General features: G+C 68.6%; 17 protein-coding genes. 9 read left to right on the forward strand and 8 right to left on the reverse strand.

Features of this window, described 5'->3' with window-relative positions:
* Positions 1-206: 206 nt before the first annotated feature.
* The gene (gene speB / locus CFB41_RS26310) at positions 207-1,175 is read right to left on the reverse strand and encodes an agmatinase (RefSeq protein WP_089458472.1); all 969 of its coding nucleotides are present in this window, start codon (positions 1,173-1,175) and stop codon (positions 207-209) included.
* Positions 1,176-1,610: 435 nt separating this feature from the next.
* Here speB and CFB41_RS26320 point away from each other — a divergent pair, with 435 nt between their 5' ends.
* The 5 genes from CFB41_RS26320 (at position 1,611) to CFB41_RS26340 (ending at position 6,902) form a co-directional block, all read left to right on the forward strand.
* Positions 1,611-2,282: a lysoplasmalogenase gene (locus CFB41_RS26320; RefSeq protein WP_089458474.1), complete on the forward strand. Its 672-nt coding sequence runs from the start codon at positions 1,611-1,613 to the stop codon at positions 2,280-2,282.
* A 246-nt stretch (positions 2,283-2,528) separates the two neighbouring features.
* Positions 2,529-4,118, forward strand: coding sequence for an NAD(P)/FAD-dependent oxidoreductase (locus CFB41_RS26325; RefSeq protein ID WP_089458475.1), 1,590 nt, complete (start codon positions 2,529-2,531; stop codon positions 4,116-4,118).
* A 21-nt stretch (positions 4,119-4,139) separates the two neighbouring features.
* The gene (locus tag CFB41_RS26330; protein WP_089458476.1) at positions 4,140-5,072 is read left to right on the forward strand and encodes an SDR family oxidoreductase; all 933 of its coding nucleotides are present in this window, start codon (positions 4,140-4,142) and stop codon (positions 5,070-5,072) included.
* The gene (locus CFB41_RS26335) at positions 5,069-5,974 is read left to right on the forward strand and encodes a metal-dependent hydrolase (protein WP_089458477.1); all 906 of its coding nucleotides are present in this window, start codon (positions 5,069-5,071) and stop codon (positions 5,972-5,974) included. Before CFB41_RS26330 ends, CFB41_RS26335 begins: the two co-directional genes overlap by 4 nt.
* Positions 5,975-5,978: 4 nt before the next feature.
* The gene (locus CFB41_RS26340; RefSeq protein WP_089458478.1) at positions 5,979-6,902 is read left to right on the forward strand and encodes an alpha/beta fold hydrolase; all 924 of its coding nucleotides are present in this window, start codon (positions 5,979-5,981) and stop codon (positions 6,900-6,902) included.
* Here the strand turns inward: CFB41_RS26340 and CFB41_RS26345 are convergent.
* Positions 6,851-7,417 carry a putative glycolipid-binding domain-containing protein gene (locus CFB41_RS26345; protein ID WP_089458479.1) on the reverse strand — a complete coding sequence of 189 codons (567 nt, stop codon included), beginning with the start codon at positions 7,415-7,417 and terminating at the stop codon, positions 6,851-6,853. The genes CFB41_RS26340 and CFB41_RS26345 overlap by 52 nt on opposite strands.
* Positions 7,418-7,672: 255 nt before the next feature.
* Between CFB41_RS26345 and CFB41_RS26350 the strand changes: the two genes are divergently transcribed.
* From CFB41_RS26350 to CFB41_RS26365, 4 genes are all read left to right on the forward strand, one after another.
* Complete coding sequence (locus CFB41_RS26350) at positions 7,673-8,566, forward strand: urea transporter (RefSeq protein WP_089458480.1); 894 nt, start codon at positions 7,673-7,675, stop codon at positions 8,564-8,566.
* Positions 8,541-9,317 carry a class II aldolase/adducin family protein gene (locus CFB41_RS26355; RefSeq protein WP_089458481.1) on the forward strand — a complete coding sequence of 259 codons (777 nt, stop codon included), beginning with the start codon at positions 8,541-8,543 and terminating at the stop codon, positions 9,315-9,317. The genes CFB41_RS26350 and CFB41_RS26355 overlap by 26 nt, the downstream gene beginning before the upstream one ends.
* 52 nt (positions 9,318-9,369) lie before the next feature.
* Complete coding sequence (locus CFB41_RS26360) at positions 9,370-9,558, forward strand: 4-oxalocrotonate tautomerase (RefSeq protein WP_089458482.1); 189 nt, start codon at positions 9,370-9,372, stop codon at positions 9,556-9,558.
* A 192-nt stretch (positions 9,559-9,750) separates the two neighbouring features.
* Positions 9,751-14,592, forward strand: a complete 4,842-nt coding sequence (locus CFB41_RS26365) for an NAD-glutamate dehydrogenase (protein WP_089458483.1) — start codon at positions 9,751-9,753, stop codon at positions 14,590-14,592.
* Between the two features lie 40 nt (positions 14,593-14,632).
* Here the strand turns inward: CFB41_RS26365 and CFB41_RS26370 are convergent, their stop codons facing one another.
* The 6 genes from CFB41_RS26370 to CFB41_RS26395 all read right to left on the reverse strand — a co-directional run bounded on the left by CFB41_RS26370 (position 14,633) and on the right by CFB41_RS26395 (position 19,530).
* On the reverse strand, positions 14,633-15,493 hold the full coding sequence (locus CFB41_RS26370; RefSeq protein ID WP_089458484.1) for a class I SAM-dependent methyltransferase: 861 nt from the start codon (positions 15,491-15,493) through the stop codon (positions 14,633-14,635).
* Positions 15,494-15,500: 7 nt separating this feature from the next.
* Positions 15,501-15,851 carry a glyoxalase/bleomycin resistance/extradiol dioxygenase family protein gene (locus CFB41_RS26375; protein WP_089458485.1) on the reverse strand — a complete coding sequence of 117 codons (351 nt, stop codon included), beginning with the start codon at positions 15,849-15,851 and terminating at the stop codon, positions 15,501-15,503.
* Between the two features lies 1 nt (position 15,852).
* On the reverse strand, positions 15,853-16,029 hold the full coding sequence (locus CFB41_RS26380; protein WP_089458486.1) for a ribbon-helix-helix domain-containing protein: 177 nt from the start codon (positions 16,027-16,029) through the stop codon (positions 15,853-15,855).
* 90 nt (positions 16,030-16,119) lie between these two features.
* On the reverse strand, positions 16,120-16,950 hold the full coding sequence (locus CFB41_RS26385; protein WP_089458487.1) for an arylamine N-acetyltransferase: 831 nt from the start codon (positions 16,948-16,950) through the stop codon (positions 16,120-16,122).
* 121 nt (positions 16,951-17,071) lie between these two features.
* Complete coding sequence (locus CFB41_RS26390) at positions 17,072-17,758, reverse strand: hypothetical protein (protein ID WP_089442160.1); 687 nt, start codon at positions 17,756-17,758, stop codon at positions 17,072-17,074.
* Positions 17,759-18,045: 287 nt separating this feature from the next.
* Positions 18,046-19,530, reverse strand: a complete 1,485-nt coding sequence (locus CFB41_RS26395; protein ID WP_089458488.1) for an amidase — start codon at positions 19,528-19,530, stop codon at positions 18,046-18,048.
* Between the last annotated feature and the right edge of the window lie 55 nt (positions 19,531-19,585).

Genomic DNA, 19,585 nt, shown 5'->3' on the forward strand with positions numbered 1-19,585 from the left:
GGCATGTCATCGGGGATACGCTAACGCCTCGCTGGTGAACGGAAGCAGCTACCCGCCAACCTTTCGCGGATGTCGCCGACGGGTCGGCAAGGCCCTTCCACGAGAATCCGCGAGGCCTTCTTTCGCCCGCTACGTGACAGGCAAACTGCACACGGCACCTCGATCCGGCAATGCGCGCACCGCCCCTGCGGCACGCGCATGCCGACTTACTCCAGCGCCCCCGCCACCTTCTTCTGCCGCCACAGACACAGCAAGTCACACGCGACATGCGCGGCCGCAATCGCCGTGATGTCCGCGTGGTCGTACGCGGGCGCGACCTCGACCACATCCGCGCCGATCAGGTTCACCGCGCCGAGCGCACGCACGATCGCGAGCGCCTGCGCCGATGACAACCCGCCCGCGACCGGCGTGCCGGTGCCGGGCGCGAACGCCGGATCGAGACAATCGATATCGAACGTCAGGTATGCCGGCCGCGCGCCGACGATATCGACGATCCGCTCGACCGCCGCACGCGCGCCATGGTCATGCACCCACGCCGCATCGAGCCGCTCGATCCCGAGAAAGTCGTCGTTCCACGTGCGAATCCCGACCTGCACCGACGTCGCCGGATCGATCAGCCCTTCCTTCACGGCCTTGTAGAACATCGTCCCGTGATTGAGGCTGTCCGGATCGTCGTCGGCCCACGTATCGCAGTGCGCGTCGAAATGGATCAGCGACAGCGGCTTGCCGTAGCGCTCCGCATGCGCGACCAGCAGCGGATACGTGATGTAGTGATCGCCGCCGAGCGTCAGCATCTTCGCGCCGGAACCGAGGATCGTGCGCGCATGCTCGACGATCGCGGGCTTGATCGACAGCGGGTTGTGCGCGTCGAACCAGCAGTCGCCGTAGTCGACGGCCGCGAGATCGTCGAACGGGTTGAAGCCCCACGGATACGGATGAAGCTCCGCGAGCTGCACGCTCGCCGCGCGAATCGCCGCCGGGCCGAGCCGCGCGCCGGAGCGGTAGGTCGTCGCGAGGTCGAGCGGCACGCCGGAGATCGCGACGTCGACGCCGTCGAGCGCGCGCGAATAGTTGCGGCGCATGAACGACAGCACGCCCGCGTAGGTGTTTTCGATCGACGAGCCGTACGGCGTCGTGCGACGGATCGCGCCGTCGCCGTGGAGAAGTTCGGTCATGGTCGGACCTGTTTTCGTGGGGAAGGCCAGCCCGCCCCGCTTCGCATCAGCGCTCGGGCCGGGCACGGCCGGGATTCATCGGGCCCGCTCCGGCTTGCGCATCCAGTCGCGCGGCCGGGCGGAAACAACGACAACGACGGCAACAACCACATCGACAACGACAATACCGCGGCGATCATAGCAAGCCGAATTGCAGTCGTTGCCCCGGTTCGACCGGGGCAACGCGCGGAGAAATCCGGCGGCCGCGCCCACGCACCGGAGCCCGGCATCGCCGGATTGCTGCGCCGACGGGCAATCCTCGTGCATCGCGATCCCGGTCGTTTCCTAGAAGGATTCGCCGGTTTTGGCACGCCCTTTCTTCCGGATAATGGCCGACAGCCGCGCCTCGACCGCGCGCCGTCCACCGCAGACAACAACAAACCGGAGACACCCGCCTTGATCGCCACGCTTCCCGCCCCCTACCGCCGGCTCTGGCCGCTCGCCGTCGTCGCCGCGCTGCTATATGGACTGTCGCTCGCCGCCGCGCCCTATCCCGGCCAGGCCGCCGCGAAAGCCGCGATGGGCCTCCTGTTGCTCGCGGCGGGCAGCACCTGCGCCGCACCGCGCGAACGCGCGTGGCTGTGCGCGGCGCTCGTGACGGCCGTGCTCGGCGACGTACTGCTCGCGCTGCCCGACTGGCCGCTGTCGTTCGTCCTCGGCCTCGGCGCGTTCCTGCTCACGCACCTGTGCTACTGCGCGATCTTCATGCGCTGGCGCGCGCGGCCGCACGGCTGGCGCATCGTCGCGCTCGTCGGGCTGTGGATCGCCGCGCCGGCGTTCTACGCGGCGTTCTTCCCGCACCTCGGCGAGCTGATGGCGCCGGTCGCCGTCTACATGCTCGTGCTGTGCGCGATGGCGAGCTTCGCACTCGCCGCCCGCACGCGTGGCCCGCTGGTGGCCATCGGCAGCCTGATTTTCGTCGGCTCCGATACGCTGATCGGCGTCGGCCGCTTCCTCGGCGGTTTTCCGGGAATCGATTACCTGATCTGGGGTCTCTACGCGCTCGCGCAGGTCACGATCGTGGCCGGGGTTTTCCATGAGACAGCCGCTCGGCCGATCCGTCCCTGATACCGTTTCAAACAGGCCGCCGCGCGCCGGCGGTCTCGCCCGCACCCTCTCACGCCCTGTCGACGGCCCGTTCCGCGTATCCCGCATTGCGGAAACCGGCCCGTTCCAAACCCCGCTCAGCCTTTTCCCGTCAGGCTTCCGGCCCTTAGAGCGCCCCTTCTAGCCTCTTGCGATTTCCGGGCTCACCCACTATCGTTACATCAATCAATGTAACATTCAAAAATGAGCCAAATCGGAGACACCCGGATGAATGCTCGCACGTTGCCTTTCGGTCCGCCCGGCCACGACGGCCTGGACGAAACCATCGACATCGCCATCATCGGCACCGGCTTCGCCGGCCTCGGGATGGCGATCCGCCTGCGTCAGACAGGCGTGACCGACTTCGTCGTCCTCGAGAAGGCCGCGTCGGTCGGCGGCACGTGGCGCGACAATCATTACCCCGGGTGTGCCTGCGACGTGCAATCGCACGTCTATTCGTTCTCGTTCGCGCCGAACCCGCGCTGGACGCGCATGTTCGCGCCGCAGCCGGAAATCCGCGCCTATCTGGAAGACTGCGTGCAGCGCTTCGGCGTCGGCCCGCACCTGCGCCTGAACCACGAACTGCAGCGCGCCGAGTACGACGAGGCCGCGCAACGCTGGCGCCTCACTTTCGCGAACGGCAAGCGGCTGTCCGCACGCGTGCTGGTGTCGGGGATGGGCGGCCTGTCGCGCGCCGCGCTGCCGTCGATTCCCGGCGTCGAGACCTTCAAGGGCCGCGCGTTCCACTCGCAGCAGTGGGATCACGACTATCCGCTCGAAGGCAAGCGCGTCGCGGTGATCGGCACCGGTGCGAGCGCGATCCAGTTCGTGCCGCAGATCGCGCCGCGCGTGAAGGCGCTCGCGCTGTTCCAGCGCACGCCGCCGTGGATCATGCCGAAGCCCGATCGCAACCTGACCGGGTTCGAGAAGTGGCTGTTCCGCACGCTGCCGTTCACGCAGAAGGCCGTGCGCAGCGGCATCTACTGGATGCTCGAATCGCGCGTGCTCGGCTTCGCGATCCATCCGTCGCTGATGAAGAACGTGCAGAAGCTCGCGCTGCGCCACATCCGCAAGCAGATTCCCGATCCGGAGCTGCGCAAGACCGTCACGCCGAACTACACGCTCGGCTGCAAGCGCGTGCTGATCTCCAACGACTACTACCCGGCGCTGTCGCGCAAGAACGTCGACGTGGTCACGACCGGCATCGACCACATCGAAGCCGACGCGGTCGTGACGACCGACGGCAAGCGTCATGAAGTCGACTGCCTGATCTACGGCACCGGCTTCCAGGTGGCCGATCCGTATCCGCGCGGCGCGATCATCGGCCGCGGCGGGCTCGACATCGTCGACGCCTGGCGCGACGGCGCGCACGCGTATCTCGGCTCGACGCTGCCCGGCTACCCGAACTTCTTCATGATCGTCGGCCCGAACACGGGCCTCGGCCACAACTCGATGGTGTTCATGATCGAGTCGCAGATCGAATACATCCTCGGTGCACTGCAGGCGATGCGTCGCGAACGGGCGGACGCGATCGAGGTACGCCCGCTCGTCGAGGCACAGTTCAACAGCGACCTGCAAGGCAAGCTCAAGAAGGCGATCTGGTCGACGGGCGGCTGCAAGAGCTGGTACCTCGATCCGCGCACCGGCAAGAACACGACGCTGTGGCCGGGTTTCACGTGGCGTTTCCGGCAGGCGACCGCGCACTTCTCGATCGCCGACTACCACGCGTATCGCGCGCCGCAACACGACACGACCGCGCGGGCCGCCGCCGCGCCCGCCGCTTCCGCTTCGACTTCCCCGTCCGCCGAAGCGGCCTGAGCCAGACAAGGAGCCACCGACATGAGAGATTTCGCCAACAAGGTCGCTGCGATCACGGGCGCCGGCTCGGGCATGGGCCGCGCGCTCGCGATCCAGCTCGCGCAGGCCGGCTGCCACGTATCGCTCGCCGACAAGAACGGCGTGGGCCTCGCCGAAACCGAACGGATCGTCCGCGCGATCGCGCCGAACGTGCGCGTGTCGACGCGCGTGCTGGACGTCGGCGACCGCGACGCGATGTTCGCATGGGCCGACGACACCGCGAAGGAACACGGCAAGGTCAACCTGATCTTCAACAACGCGGGCGTCGCGCTGTCGAGCACGATCGAAGGAATGGAATACAGCGATCTCGAGTGGATCGTGAACATCAACTTCTGGGGCGTCGTGCACGGCACGAAGGCGTTCCTGCCGCACCTGAAGGCGTCGGGCGAAGGCCACGTGATCAACACGTCGAGCATCTTCGGGATCTTCGCGCAGCCGGGCATGAGCGGCTACAACGCGACCAAGTTCGCGGTGCGCGGCTTAACCGAATCGCTGCGCCAGGAACTCGACATGATGAAGTGCGGTGTGTCGGCCACCTGCGTGCATCCGGGCGGCATCCGCACGAACATCGCGCAATCGAGCCGCGTCGCGAAGAACATGGTCGGCTTCATCGTCGAGAGCGAACAGCAAGGCAAGGACAGCTTCGAGAAGTTCTTCATCACGACCGCCGACGAGGCCGCACGCACGATCCTTGCCGGCGTGCGCAAGAACAAGCGCCGCGTCCTGATCGGCCGCGACGCGAAGGGCGCGGACTGGATGGCGCGCATCCTGCCCGCCGCGTACCAGGCGCTCGTCGTGCTCGCGACGCGCCGCGAGGCCGCAAAGGCCCGCCGCGCCGCGCGCGGCACGCCGGCGGCCGCGCCGCTGCACGCCACCTACAACAATGCAGGCAACCAGGGAGGAGAACAATCATGACGACCCCGAACATGATGCCCGTGCGGCGCGACATCCGTTTCGCGCTGCCCCCCGAACGCGCGCGCGACTGGCACGTGCAGGGCGTACCGGTCACGCACTTCATGAACGCGCTGTCGCTGCTGTTCCCGGCCGGCGAACGCTTTTTCATGGATTCGGTGCGCAACTACCGCGACCGGATCGAGGACCCGGAGCTGAAGAAGCAGGTGCTCGGCTTCATCGGCCAGGAAGCGATGCACACGCGCGAGCACATCGAGTACAACGACCTGCTGCAGGCGTCCGGCCTGCCCGCGCACAAGCTCGACAAGCGCCTGTGGACGATCCTCGGCTGGTTCAAGAAGGTGCTGCCGCACTCGATGCAGCTCGCGATCACGATCGCGCTCGAGCACTACACGGCGATCCTCGCGAACCAGTTGCTGTCCGGCCACGAGCACCGCATCGACGGCTCGGTCGAAGGCTACCAGCAGATGTGGATGTGGCACGCGATGGAGGAAACCGAGCACAAGGCGGTGTCCTACGACGTGTGGCGCACCGTGATGAAGCCGGGCCTCGGCAGCTACCTGCTGCGCACCGGCACGATGCTGACGACCACCGTGTTCTTCTGGGCCATCGTGTTCGACTTCCACGTGCGCCTGATGCGCGCGCACCGTCGCGAGCACGGCAAGTTCGGCGGCATGTGGCGCCTCGTGAAGTACCTGTACAGCCCGAAGCACGGCGTGTTCCCGAGCATCGCACGCGAATGGCTCGACTACTTCCGCCCGGGTTTCCATCCGTGGGACCACGACAACCATCAGTACCTGCAGGAGCTCGACACGCTGCTCGAGAACATCGACGCGACCAACGCGCGCTACGCCGCGCAAGCCGCCCCGCGCCGCGTGCCGCTGCACTCGGTGGCGCAGGCATGACGCCATGGCGCGCGCCCACGAGATGCTGACCGTCCAGTCCGGCGACGTGAAACTCGCCGTCTACGTGAGCGGGTCGCGTCGCGCCCCGCCGCTGATCCTCGTACACGGCTACCCGGATTCGGCGGCCGTGTGGGCGCCGATCCGCGCGCGGCTCGCGAAGCGCTACCGCGTGATCGCGTACGACGTGCGCGGCGCCGGGGCGTCCGATGCGCCGCGCCGCCGCGCCGACTACACGCTCGAGCGGCTCGCCGCCGACCTGAGGGCGGTGGCCGACGCAACCTGCGGCGGCCGGCCGTTCCATCTCGTCGGCCACGACTGGGGGTCGATCCAGTGCTGGGAGGCCGTGACCGACCCCGCGTTCCGCGGCCGGATCGCGTCGTACACGTCGATCTCGGGCCCGTGCCTCGATCACGTGTTCCGCGCGAAGATGCGGCTCAAGCAGAGCCTGAAGTCGTGGTACATCGCGTTCTTCCACCTGCCGCTCGTGCCGTCGCTGGTATGGCGGCTCGCCGGCGCCGCGCTGTGGCCGCGCTGGCTGCAGCTCACCGAGCGCGTGCGGGCGGAGCGCGATCCCGTGCAACTGAAGAACGCGCTGAACGGGCTGCAGCTGTACCGCGCGAACTTCATCGCACGGGCCCGCAAGCCGCGCGAGCGGTACGCGCAGGCGCCCGTGCAGATCCTGGTGCCGGTGCGCGACCGCTACGTGACGCCCGAGATGTCGGTCGACCTCGACCGCTGGCTCGGCGACCACGTGCGCGAGGAAATCGACGGCACGCACTGGGTCGTGCTGCGCCACCCCGACCTGATCGCGTCGCGGATCGACCGCTTCGCGTCCGCGCAGGAGCGGCCGGCGCTCGCCCCGGTCGCGGCCCGGGATCAGCGCGCCGCGGGCGCCAGCGCCGGCAGGCGTCTGAACAGCGTCTCGTAATCGACGACGAGCCCGTCGTCGTCGATCTCCATCTCGGCCGTGAAGTCGCGGAAAATCCCTTCGTAGCGATAGCGCCGGCCCGGCTCGAGACACGCATAGGCCTGCTTGACCGGCGTGACCTTCAGGTCCGGCGTCGAGATGTACGCGACGTCGATCGGCCGCCGCTCGCCGCGCGCGAGGCCCAGGCGGCCGATCGGCAGCGAATTCGTGAACGGTGTCGCCGCGATGTCGATGTCGATGCAACCATCGAGTTCCGGCAGTGCGCGGCCCGAGCCGTCGCGCCAGTGGCCCGCGCCGTCGCCGCGCAATTCGAGCGTGCCGCCGCCCATCACCTTGAGCACCGCATAGGTCACGCGCCAGTGCGCATCGCACTCGACGCGATACGCGAGCCCGTACGCCCGGCCGTACCGCTGGCCGACCACCGCGCTTTCGACGACGATCCCGCCGCCGCTCCGGTCGAACGTCAGATGTTCGACTCCGTCGCCTTCGAGCGACGCCCAACGCACTTCGCGCATCTTTCCGTCTCCCGGTAATCCCGATGCGAGGCATCGTCGCACGAATCGCTCGGCGAAAGTGCCGGCCAGCGCACGGATTCGAGTTCCGAACGGGCCACCCGCCGAAAGCGCCCGCGGCGCGGCGTTCGGGCACGAATCGACCGCCGGATTCACCGTTTCGGGGCATCGACCACAAATCCTGACTATCCAGAATTCCCTATTTCGGTGCATCGGATTGTGTCCTATGCTCGCGGCTCGTCCTGTTCCGCCGCCATCATGCCTACCGCCCGCCCCGTTTCGCCGTCGATCGACCTGCGTATCCTGCTGCGCGGCATCGGGCAGATCGTGCTGCAGGCGAATGCGCTCACCGGCGCGCTGCTGCTCGCCGCACTGGCGCTGACCGACCTGCGGCTCGCGAGCGCGGCGCTGGTCGGCTCGGCCGCCGCCAGCATGACGGCGGTGCTGACGGGCGCCGAGCGCCGCGACGTCGAACAGGGGCTGCACGGCTTCAACGGCGCGCTCGCCGCGCTGATCGCCGTGCTGTTCGCGCCCCATCAACTTGCCGCCATCGTGCTGGTGCCGCTGGCCTCGATCGGCGCGGCGCTCGTGCAGCGCGCGATGCGCGTGCCGCTCGCACGCTGGCGGCAGTGCCCGTATTCGAGCCCGTGCCTCGCCGTCACCGCGCTGTGGTTTCCGTTTGTCGCATTGCAGCAGGCAGGCGGCGCGACGGCCGGCCCGGCGCTGACGTTTTCATCCGCGGCCGATGCGCTGCTCTCGGGCGTCGCGCAGGCCACTTTCGCGCAAGGCGCATGGGCCGGCGCGCTGATCGTCGTCGGCCTCGCCGCGGCATCGCGCCGTGCGGCCGCATTCGCGCTCGGCGGCGCGCTGGTATCGACCGTGCTGCTGGTCGCGCTCGGCGCGAGCGGCGCATCGTTCGCCGACGGCCTGCTCGGCTTCAACGGCGCGCTCGCCGCACTCGCGCTGATGCCGCGCGGCCCGCGCGCGGCGCTCGCGGCCGCCGCACTCGCCGCGCTGATCCAGTGGCTCGCGACGCACGCCGGCATTCCCGCGTTCACGGCCCCGTTCGCGCTCGCGTCGTGGGTCATGGTGATCGTCGCGCGCCGCTTCACCTTCGGAGAACCCGATGTCGTCATTCGCACACCGTCCTGATGCCGTGCAACCCGGCGGCCCGATCTCGGACGCCGAACGCCGGATGCGCGTCGACCTCGCCGCCGCGTACCGGCTCGTCGCGCTGAACGGCTGGGACGACCTGATCTACACGCACCTGTCCGCGACCGTGCCCGGCGAGCCCGGCCACTTCCTGATCAACCCGTTCGGCCTCACGTTCGACGAAGTCCGCGCGTCGAATCTCGTGAAGATCGACCTGGCCGGCAACCGGATCGGCGACAGCGAGCATGCGGTCAACGTGACGGGCTTCGCGCTGCACGCGGCCGTGCATGCCGCCCGCGCCGACGCGGTATGCGTGATGCATCTGCACAATACGGCCGGCATCGCCGTGTCGATCCAGCGCGACGGGCTGCTGCCCGCTTCGCAGCACGCGCTGCGGTTTCACGGCGACCTCGCGTACCACGACTACGAGGCGCTCGCGTTCTCGCCGGCCGAAGGCGTGCGGCTGACCGCGAGCCTCGGCGCGAAATCCGCGATGCTGCTGCGCAACCACGGCACGCTGACGGTCGGCCGCACCGTGGCCGAAGCCTATGTGCTGATGGATACGCTGATCAAGGCGTGCGATATCCAGGTGCGCGCGCAGGCCGGCGGCGGGCCGCTCGTGCTGCCCGACCCGGCCGTCGCCGACCGAACCGCCGAACAGCTGCGCGACGGCGGCGCGATCGAGGGCGAACTGGAGTGGCCGGCGCTGCTGCGACGGCTCGACCGGATCGATCCGACGTATCGCGACTGACGCCGCCGGCGCCCAACGCCTCACTCATCCCAACCAATCGGAGCACTCCGTCATGCCGACTTTCAATATCCAGCTCTTCGAAGGCCGCACCGTCGACCAGAAGCGCGCATTCGTCGAAGCCATCACGCGCGTCACGTGCGAGACGCTCGGCTGCGAACCGGGCTCGGTCGACATCATCCTGACCGACGTGAAGAAGGAGAACTGGGCGACGGCCGGCAAGCTGTGGAGCGACAAGCGCTGAGCGTCAACGGCGGTAGCGCTTCGGCGCTGCCGGCCCTGCACTGACACTCACGCTGCAGCGCTCGCAACGGGCGCTGCACGCGGCCTCCTCCAGCCGCCGCTCGTTGTGCGCCCGCACATCGCTTTGTCACGCAATCGGCGCATAATGCCGGACAGACGCAGCAGCCGATGGCCACCCGACGAGGAGACCGCCATGGAAGCGAAGAACGAGGAAGTCGTCGCACACCTGCTCTCGGACGTCGTCGAATTCGCGCGCGGGCGCCTGCCCGAAGCCACCTTCCGGATCGTCGAACCGTTCCTGCGTCATTACTACGATTTCGTCGATGCCGACGATCTGCAAAGCCGCAGCATCGCCGATCTCTACGGCGCCGCGATGGCGCACTGGCAGACCGCCCAGAAATTCGTGCCCGGCAGCGAGCGGCTGCGCGTGTACAACCCGATCCTCGAACAGCACGGCTGGCATTCCGATCACACGGTCATCGAGATCGTCAACGACGACATGCCGTTCCTCGTCGATTCGGTGACGATGGCCGTCAACCGTCTCGGGCTCGCGCTGCATTCGGCGCTGCACCCGGTATTCCGCATCTGGCGCGGCCGCGACGGCGGCATCGAGCGCGTCGATGCAGGCGGCGCGACACCCGGCGACGGCCAGTCGCAGCTCGCGTCGTTCATCCATTTCGAAGTCGACCGCTGCGGCGATGCCGCGCTGCTCAACACGTTGCGCAACGACATCGCGCACGTGCTCGGCGACGTGCGCGCGTCGGTGGAAGACTGGCCGAAGATCGTCGACATCGCGCGCGCGACGATCAAGGAAATGAAGGCGCGCGAATCGACCGCGGAAGACATCGAGGCGCGCGCCTTCCTCGAATGGATGGCCGCCGATCATTTCACGTTCCTCGGCCAGCGCGACTACGCGCTGGTATCGGACGGCACGGGCTTCGGGCTGCGCGGCATCGAAGGCACCGGCTTCGGCATCCTGCGCGAATCGCTGCGCACGTCGGACGCGCCCGACGTCACGCCGCTACCGCCCGCCGCGGCCGACATCATCACCGGCGCTTGGCCGATCTTCCTGACCAAGGCGAATTCGCGCGCAACCGTGCACCGGCCCGGCTATCTCGACTATATCGGCGTGAAACTCGTCGGCCCCGACGGCAAGGTCGCGGGCGAGCGCCGCTTCATCGGGCTCTATACGTCGACGGCCTATTTCGGCTCGTATGCGGATATCCCGATCGTGCGCCGCAAGTGCGCGAACATCGTGCGGCGCGCGGGCTTCCTGCCGAAGGGGCACCTCGGCAAGTCGCTCGTGACGGTGCTCGAAACCTATCCGCGCGACGAGCTGTTCCAGGCCGATGAGGACCAGCTCTACGACATCGCACTCGGCATCCTGCGGCTGCAGGAGCACCAGCGCACGCGCCTGTTCGTGCGTCGCGACCGCTTCGACCGCTTCGTGTCGTGCCTCGTGTTCGTGCCGCGCGACAAGTACAACACCGACCTGCGCCGGCGCATCGCGAAGCTGCTCATCGATGCGTACAACGGCGTGAACGTCGAGTTCACGCCGCTGCTGTCGGAATCGGCGATCGCGCGGATTCATTTCGTCGTGCACGCGGAACCGGGCACGATGCCCGACGTCGACACGCGCGAGCTCGAAACGCGGCTCGTGCAGGCCACGCGCCGCTGGCAGGACGACCTCGCCGACGCACTGCTCGATGCGTTCGGCGAAGAGCAAGGCAACCGCCTGCTGCAGCGCTATGCCGATTCGTTCCCGGCCGGCTATCGCGACGACTATCCGGCGCGCACGGCCGTGCGCGACATCGAGCTGATCGAGCGCGTGAAGGACTCGGGGCAGCTCGCGATGAACCTGTACCGGCCGATCGAAGCCGAGGCGCGCGCGTTCCGCTTCAAGGTCTATCGCGCGGGCGACCCGATCGCGCTGTCGCGCAGCCTGCCGATGCTCGAGCATCTCGGCGTGCGCGTCGACGAGGAACGGCCGTACCGGATCCAGACGCAGGACGCCGCGCATGCGTGGGTACACGACTTCGGCCTCGAACTCGCGGACGATACCGAATTCGACATCGAGCGCGTGAAGGGCCTGTTCGAGGATGCGTTCGACCAGATCTGGAGCGGCCGGATCGAGAACGACGACTTCAACCGCCTCGTGCTGCGCGCCCATCTGAGCGCACGCGAAGTGACGATCCTGCGCGCGTATGCGAAGTACCTGCGGCAAGTCGGCTCGACCTTCAGCGACGCGTATATCGAGCGCGCGCTGACCGGCAACCCGGCGATCGCGCGGCAGCTCGTCGAGCTGTTCCTGCTGCGGTTCGACCCGGCCACCGGCGACACGCGCGACGTGCAGGCCGAGCGGCTACTGAAGGCGATCGAAGGCGCGCTCGACCAGGTGCCGAACCTCGACGAGGACCGCATCCTGCGCCAGTTCCTCGGCGTGATCAACGCGACCGAGCGCACGAACTACTTCCTCGCCGATGCGAACGGCGAACCGAAGCCGTACCTGTCGTTCAAGTTCAATCCGGCGAAAGTGCCGGGCCTGCCCGAACCGAAGCCGATGTTCGAGATCTGGGTGTACTCGCCGCGTGTCGAGGGCGTGCACCTGCGCGGCGGACGCGTCGCGCGCGGCGGCCTGCGCTGGTCGGATCGCCGCGAGGATTTCCGCACCGAAGTGCTCGGGCTGATGAAGGCGCAGATGGTGAAGAACGTCGTGATCGTGCCGGTCGGCTCGAAAGGCGGCTTCGTCGTGAAGAACCCGCCGCCGCCGAGCGATCGCGAAGCGTGGATGCGCGAAGGCATCGCGTGCTACCAGACCTTCCTGCGCGGCCTGCTCGACCTGACCGACAACCTCGTGAGCAACGCGATCGTGCCGCCGCCCGACGTGGTTCGACACGATCCGGATGACCCGTACCTGGTCGTCGCCGCCGACAAGGGCACGGCCACCTTCTCCGACTACGCGAACGCGATCTCGCACGAATACGGCTTCTGGCTCGACGACGCCTTCGCGTCCGGCGGCTCGGTCGGCTACGACCACAAGAAGATGGCGATCACCGCGCGCGGCGCGTGGGAATCGGTGAAGCGGCACTTCCGCGAGATGGGCATCGATACGCAGACGACCGACTTCACGGTGGTCGGCGTCGGCGACATGTCGGGCGACGTGTTCGGCAACGGGATGCTGCTGTCGCCGCATATCCGGCTGGTCGCCGCGTTCGATCACCGGCACGTGTTCCTCGACCCGAACCCCGATCCCGCGACGAGCTTCGCCGAGCGCGCGCGCCTGTTCGCGCTCGAACGCTCGAGCTGGGCCGACTACGATCCGGCCGCGATTTCTGCGGGCGGCGGCGTCTACCCGCGCACCGCGAAGACGATCCCTCTGTCGCCGGCCGTGCAGGCCGCGCTCGGCATCGACGCGCACGCGCTGCCGCCGGCCGAGCTGATCCGCGCGATCCTGCAGGCGCCGGTCGACCTGCTGTACAACGGCGGGATCGGCACCTACGTGAAGGCCGCGCGCGAAACCCACCTGCAGGTCGGCGATCGCGCGAACGACGCGGTGCGCGTGAACGGCGCGGACCTGCGCTGCAAGGTGGTCGGCGAAGGCGGCAATCTCGGCTGCACGCAGTTCGGCCGGATCGAGTTCGCGCAACGCGGCGGCCGCATCAACACCGATGCGATCGACAACTCGGCCGGCGTCGATTGTTCGGATCACGAAGTCAACATCAAGATCCTGCTCGGGCTCGTCGTGTCCGACGGCGAGATGACCGAGAAGCAGCGCAATGCGCTGCTCGCGGAGATGACCGACGAAGTCGGGTTGCTCGTGCTGCGCGACAACTACTACCAGACGCAGGCGCTGTCTATCGCCGGCCGCTACGCGGTCGAGCTGCTCGATGCCGAGGCGCGCCTGATGCGCTGGCTCGAACGCGCGGGCCGCCTGAACCGCGTGATCGAATTCCTGCCGACCGATGACGAAGTCGCCGAACGGCAGGCCGCGAAGCTCGGCCTCACGTCGCCGGAACGCGCGGTGCTGCTCGCGTACAGCAAGATGTGGCTATACGACGCGCTGCTCGAATCCGACGTGCCCGAGGATCCGCTGGTGGCCGCGATGCTCGTCGACTACTTCCCGAAGCCGCTGCAGCAGCGCTTCAGCGAACCGATGCGCCGCCATCCGCTGCGCCGCGAGATCCTCGCGACGCACCTGACCAACGCGCTGGTGAACCGCGTCGGCTGCGCGTTCGTGCACCGGCTGATGGAGGAGACCGACGCGAAGCCCGGCGACATCGTGCGCGCCTGCATCATGGCGCGCGACGTGTTCGACCTCGATGCGGTGTGGCGTGACATCGACGCGCTCGACAACCGCGTCGCCGACGACGTGCAGGCGCGCATGTTCGTCGACGTCGCAAGGTTGCTGGAGCGCGCGGCGCTGTGGTTCCTGCGGCACCTGCAGTCCGGCGCGGTGGCCGATGGTGGCGTCACCGAGCTGATCGCGCGCTGCCGCGACGCGGCGGAGCGGCTCGCGCCGCAACTGCCGTCGCTGCTGCCGGCCGACGATCTCGAAGCATTGTCCGAACGGCAGCGCGTGCTGGTCGAAGCCGGTGTCGACAGCGCGCTTGCGGTGCGCGTCGCGAGCGGCGACATCTCGGCCGCGCTGCTCGACATCGCCGAAGTGGCCGCGACCAGCCACCGCAGCCTCGAACTCGTCGCGGGCGTCTATTTCTCGCTCGGCACGCTGCTCAATTACAGCTGGATCGGCGAGCGCGCGGCGACGCTGCCGACGCCGACGCACTGGGACATGCTGGCGCGCGCGGCCGCGCTCGCGGAAGTCGCGCGTCTCAAGCGCACGCTGGCGACGAGCGCACTCGCGGAATCGCCGGATTCGACCACGCCGGAGACGATCGTCGGCGCGTGGCGCGCGCGCCGCGAAGCCGCGCTCGCGCGCTACGAGCACCTGCTCGCGGACCTGCGCGCATCGGGCGGCGCGAGCCTCGCGGTGCTGCTGGTGGTCGTGCGGGAAATGGCCGTGCTCGAACGCGCGTGAGGGTCGCTGTGGCCCCGGTGGTCGCTATGGTCGCGACAGCTCAGACCGTCGCGACCAGCAGCTCTTCCGCGTTGTTCGGCGGCCGCAGGCCGTCGGTGCGATCGGCGAAGTAACGGCGCGTCAGTTCGGCGGCCGATACGTGCGCGGCTTGCGCGAAACCGGCTTCCCGCGCGAGCGCCTGGATCTGCGCCGGCATGAAGAAGCTGATGAACGGCGTGCCGCTGGCGCGCGCGCCCTTCGCGGCCATTTCCAGCCCGGGGCGCACATCCGGATCCGCCTGCTCCAGCGGCAGCAGGAACGTCATCGCGAGCGTCAAGCCCGGCGCGAGCGACGCGACTTCGCGCAACGCGGCCGCATTCGCTTCGTGCGTCAGGTACATGCTGACGCCGGTCGACACCACGACCGCCGGCTTGCCGGCATCGAAGCCCGCGCCGACCAGCGCGGCACGCCACGACTGCTTCGCCTCGAAATCGACCGGCACGAAACGCAGCCAGTCGGGCACGCCGAAACCGAGCTCGACCAGGCGGCGCTGCTTCCAGGCCTGCGGCGCGGGCGGATCGACTTCGAAGACGGTCACGCGCGACGCCATGTCGGGCCGGCGCTGCACGAAGCTGTCGAGACCCGCGCCGAGGATCACGTACTGGCTCAGCCCGCGCGCGGCCTGTTCGACGACGAGATCCTCGATGAAGCGCGCCCGCGCGACGATCGACGCACGGAACGGCCGCGTGAACTGCGGATCCATGTCGCCGCGCTGCTGCCAGCCGCGTTCCGGTGCGAGCAATTGCAGCCCGACTTCATCGGCGAGCACGTGCGGCGGCGCGTCGAGTTCGACGTGCAGGGCGCGCCACAGCGCGACGCGCGCGGCCGTGCTGTCGGGGGCGCTTTCGCGGGGTTCGGTCATGATCGCCTCACGCGCCCTGCTTGCCCGGCGCCTGCAGGCGCCATACGCGGCCGTCCGGGTCGCGCACGGTCATGTCGCGCGTGCCCCAGTGGGTATCTTCGAACGGCGTGACGACGTCGACGATCGGCTGCGGCTGAACCGCCTGCTCATCCGCCACCTTGAGCACCACCTGCATGGCCGGCGTCTCGCCCGGCGGCACTTCGGCGATGAACAGAAAGGGGCCGTCGCCGCTGCGCAGCTGGCCCGAGTGGTGATCGGTTTCGAACTCCAGCTTGAAGCCCAGCGCCTGGAAGAACTTCGCCGACTTGCCCCAGTTGTGCGTCGTCAGGTACACGGCTTCGATTCGCTCGGATGACATGTCACTCCTCCTTGGTGGACGGCTCCGCACCCGGCGGCGGCGCGGCCAGGTACGCGCGCAATGCGTCGGCCACCAGCGCGGACAGCGACTGCTCCGTTTCGATGGCGCGATGCTTGACCTGCCGGATCAGGCTGAGCGGCAGGTACACGTTGAACTGCTTCACTTCTTCATCGGTCATGGTTACTAGTATGCTAGCAATCTAGCAGAAGTCAACCGTAAGAGCGGCCCGTGGATGCGGGCCGCCGTTGGCTATCGATCGTGATCCGGGTTATGCGGCGGCGGGCGCCGCCAGTCGCGCAAACAGCGCGTCGAGATCGAATCCCGTCGTGTCGATGCCGATCGTGTCGCGCAGGCACGCGCCCCAGGCGGCCGCATCGTCGAACGTGACGGCGCGCCCGACGCCCGCCGCGTCCCGGATCGTCAGCGTGGTGTTGCGCAGCGCCGCACGGCCTTCCGGCAGCACGCGGCAGGCGATCAGGTTATGCAGAAAGATCGATTCGGGATACGTCGACGTGAACCAGTTCGCGGCGTCGTAATCGATCCATTCGACCCGCTTCGGCTGGAAGCGATAGGTGGTCTGCCAGCCGTCGGGCGTCTCGATCTGCATGTCGAACTCACCGTCGACCGGCGCGGCGACGACACGAAACGCGCCATGCGGCGTCAGTTGCCGCTCGTCCGGCACGAAACGCAGCGGCGCGGTGAGCGTCGCGCTGCCGAAGCCGATGTCCGCGAGCCAGGCCGCGCCGTCGAGATCGATGCGCAGCAGCATGTGCGTATGCGCGGTGGCGACTTCCGGCGGCAGCATCCAGCGCACGCGCGCGATCATCGGCGTCACGCGAAAGCCGATCGCCGTGAGCGCGGTGTAGAACAGCTTGTTGAGTTCGAAGCAGTAGCCGCCGCGGCGATGCGCGAGCACCTTGTCGACGATCGACGGCAGATCGAGCGCGACGGGCGCGCCGGTCAGCGGATTGAGGTTTTCGAACGGAATCGCCTGCGGGTGCAGCAGATGCAGCCGGCGCAGCACGTCGAGCGTCGGCTCGACCGGGCCGTCGTAGCCGATGCGGGAGAAATAGCGCGAGAGGTCAAACGAGTCTGTCATGAACCTGCACCGAAAAAAGGGACACGCCACGATAGCATCGTGCGCCATCCCCATGTTGGGCGGGGCCATCTTCGTGTCGCGCGCGATGCCGGCACCGCATCGCGCACGGCCCCGCGCAACGTTACGGCAGCAGCTTCAGCGCCGACGAGGCGACCGACGGCACCGAAATGCCCTGGCGCGTCGCGAACTGCACGGCCTGGCTGAGCGTCGTCGCGAGCGACTGCAACTGGCCCGGCGCGTTTTGCGCGATATACGACGCAGCCTGCATGTTCTGCGGATTCAGGCCCGACTGCAACAGCGACGCCGCGCTCGTCGAACCGAGATTGCCGAGCCCCGACTGCAGTTGCGAATACTGCGTGAGCCCCTGCCCGAGCGACGCGAGGCCGTTGCTGAATGCCTGCTTGTCGATCGGGCCGTGCGTCGCACCGCCGCTCGCGAAGGCCTGGCCGAGCGCCTGCGATACCGATTGCTGCGCGCCGCCCATCTGCGACAGCGCGGCCGGCGTCAGCGTATCGCCGCCGGCGAGCTGGCTCGCGGCCTGCTGCGCCTGCCCGGCCGCGCCGGTCAGCCCCATCGCCGACGCGAGCGACGACTGGCCGGTCAGCACCTGCTGGTTCGCGCCAACATAGGCCTGCAGCAATTGCGCGACGCCGCCCTGCGCGGGCGCCGCCTGCTGCTGCCCGCCGCCGAGCAGCGATGCGCCGAGCGACTGCAGGTCGAGCTGCGCGTGTGCGGCGCCGCTTGCCAGGATGCCGAACGCAATGCCTGCCGAGGCCAGGTGACGGCCCGTCGCGCGAATCTGCTTCATGTGTTGTCCTCGTGCCCGAATGGTTGAGCCCGATATTGTCGAAGCGCGCCGCGCGCGGCCGCAACGACTGAAACACATCGAAACGAAATCACGCCGCGCGGCCACTTGCAATTGCGCGCGTCACGTATGTGCTCGACGGGATTCGTCGGCGATTGCGCGCGATTTCGGGCGGGGGCTGGAATTCGTTCGCGAGCCGCATGAATGGCAGTGGCGGCGGAGGTTGGCAAAGTGAGGCGGCCGGTGGTCGGCCACCCGCTTTCGGCTATCGGCTTTCGGCCGGCGCCGCGCTACGCAGCCATCCACGCCGGCAACCGCCCGCCGACCCGGTCAGCCGCCTGCTCGTAGCCGCGCGCAAGCTGCAACACGGCGAGATCGGCGCGCGGACGCCCGATCAGCTGCATCCCCATCGGCAGCCCCGCGTCGTTGAAGCCGACCGGCACGCTGATCACCGGGCAGCCGGCCAGCGTCCACGGCACGACCGTTTCCATCCAGCGGTGGTACGTATCCATCGCACGGCCCGCGATCTCCTTCGGCCAGCGCTGGTCGACGTCGAACGGGAACACCTGCGCGGTCGGCGCCGCGATGAAGTCGTAGCGGTCGAAGAAGCTCAGCACGGCCTGATACCACGCGGTGCGCTCGACGCTCGCGTCGAACACCGCTGCGCCCTGCATCGCGAGCAGCCCTTCGACCTCGTAGATCGCCTCGGGCTTCAGCAGCGCGCGCCGCGCCGGGTCGCGATAGTGCGCAAGCAGCCCGCCGCCGGACAGCAGGTGCCGGTGCGTGAGCCACAGGCGCCAGATCCGCTCGGGCGCGAACGCCGGCAGCGTGGCATCGACGTCGCAGCCGATCTCGCGCAGCGTCGCCAGCCCCTGTTCGCACAGCGCGAGCACGCCCGCCTCGGTCGCGAGATAACCGTTCCAGTCGCCGACCCACGCGATGCGCTTGCCGCGCAGGTCGGCGTCGAGCGGCTGCGCGAACACGGCCGGATCGTCCGCGAGCGACAGCGGATCGTTGCGGTCGTAGCCGGCCTGGATCGCGAGCAGTTGCGCGACGTCGCCGACGGTACGGCCCATCGGGCCTTCGATGCCGAGCTGCTGCACGAACACGTCGACGCCCGGCCAGCGCGGCACGCGGCCCTGCGACGGGCGGAAGCCGTAGATGTTGCAGAACGCCGCCGGGTTGCGCAGCGAGCCGCCGAAATCGCTGCCGTCCGCCACCGGCAGCATCCGCGACGCAAGCGCCGCCGCCGTGCCGCCGCTGCTGCCGCCCGCGCTCTTCGTCAGGTCGTACGGGTTGCGCGTCGCGCCGTAGACCTCGTTGAACGTATGCGAGCCGAGCCCGAATTCGGGCGTATTGGTCTTGCCGATGAAGATCGCGCCGGCCGCGCGCATCCGCGCCACGCCCACGGAATCCGCCTGCGGCACGTTCTCGCGGAAGATCGGCGAGCCGTAGGTCGTCCGCAGCCCCTTCGTCATCGCCAGATCCTTCGGCGCCTGCGGCATCCCGTGCATCCAGCCGTGGTACTCGCCGCGCGCCAGCGCGGCATCCTTTTCCGCGGCTTCGGCGAGCAGTGCGTCGCGATCGCGCAGCGCGACGATCGCGTTGACCGCGCCGTTCACGCGCTCGACGTGGTCGAGATACGCACGCATCGTCTCGACGCACGACACGGCCTTGCCGCGGATCGCCGACGCGAGCTCGCCCGCCGACAGGCGCACGATCGGGTCGACGGGGATGGAAGCGGGAGCGAGAAGCTGCGGGGCGCCGTGCGGCATGCGGAGTCTCCTGGAATCGGAATGGAATGACGGGCCGCATGGCGGCAGTCGCGCC

Origin of the sequence: Burkholderia sp. AU33803 (genome assembly GCF_002223095.1) — a bacterium.
Classification (GTDB): domain Bacteria; phylum Pseudomonadota; class Gammaproteobacteria; order Burkholderiales; family Burkholderiaceae; genus Burkholderia.

Excerpts from the sequence above, each read along its gene's own strand:
- speB (WP_089458472.1), bottom strand. The coding sequence starts at position 1,175 with ATGACCGAACTTCTCCACGGCGACGGCGCGATCCGTCGCACGACGCCG.
- CFB41_RS26325 (WP_089458475.1), top strand. The coding sequence starts at position 2,529 with ATGAATGCTCGCACGTTGCCTTTCGGTCCGCCCGGCCACGACGGCCTG.
- CFB41_RS26330 (WP_089458476.1), top strand. The coding sequence starts at position 4,140 with ATGAGAGATTTCGCCAACAAGGTCGCTGCGATCACGGGCGCCGGCTCG.
- CFB41_RS26335 (WP_089458477.1), top strand. The coding sequence starts at position 5,069 with ATGACGACCCCGAACATGATGCCCGTGCGGCGCGACATCCGTTTCGCG.
- CFB41_RS26340 (WP_089458478.1), top strand. The coding sequence starts at position 5,979 with ATGGCGCGCGCCCACGAGATGCTGACCGTCCAGTCCGGCGACGTGAAA.
- CFB41_RS26345 (WP_089458479.1), bottom strand. The coding sequence starts at position 7,417 with ATGCGCGAAGTGCGTTGGGCGTCGCTCGAAGGCGACGGAGTCGAACAT.
- CFB41_RS26350 (WP_089458480.1), top strand. The coding sequence starts at position 7,673 with ATGCCTACCGCCCGCCCCGTTTCGCCGTCGATCGACCTGCGTATCCTG.
- CFB41_RS26355 (WP_089458481.1), top strand. The coding sequence starts at position 8,541 with ATGTCGTCATTCGCACACCGTCCTGATGCCGTGCAACCCGGCGGCCCG.
- CFB41_RS26360 (WP_089458482.1), top strand. The coding sequence starts at position 9,370 with ATGCCGACTTTCAATATCCAGCTCTTCGAAGGCCGCACCGTCGACCAG.
- CFB41_RS26365 (WP_089458483.1), top strand. The coding sequence starts at position 9,751 with ATGGAAGCGAAGAACGAGGAAGTCGTCGCACACCTGCTCTCGGACGTC.
- CFB41_RS26370 (WP_089458484.1), bottom strand. The coding sequence starts at position 15,493 with ATGACCGAACCCCGCGAAAGCGCCCCCGACAGCACGGCCGCGCGCGTC.
- CFB41_RS26375 (WP_089458485.1), bottom strand. The coding sequence starts at position 15,851 with ATGTCATCCGAGCGAATCGAAGCCGTGTACCTGACGACGCACAACTGG.
- CFB41_RS26380 (WP_089458486.1), bottom strand. The coding sequence starts at position 16,029 with ATGACCGATGAAGAAGTGAAGCAGTTCAACGTGTACCTGCCGCTCAGC.
- CFB41_RS26385 (WP_089458487.1), bottom strand. The coding sequence starts at position 16,950 with ATGACAGACTCGTTTGACCTCTCGCGCTATTTCTCCCGCATCGGCTAC.
- CFB41_RS26390 (WP_089442160.1), bottom strand. The coding sequence starts at position 17,758 with ATGAAGCAGATTCGCGCGACGGGCCGTCACCTGGCCTCGGCAGGCATT.
- CFB41_RS26395 (WP_089458488.1), bottom strand. The coding sequence starts at position 19,530 with ATGCCGCACGGCGCCCCGCAGCTTCTCGCTCCCGCTTCCATCCCCGTC.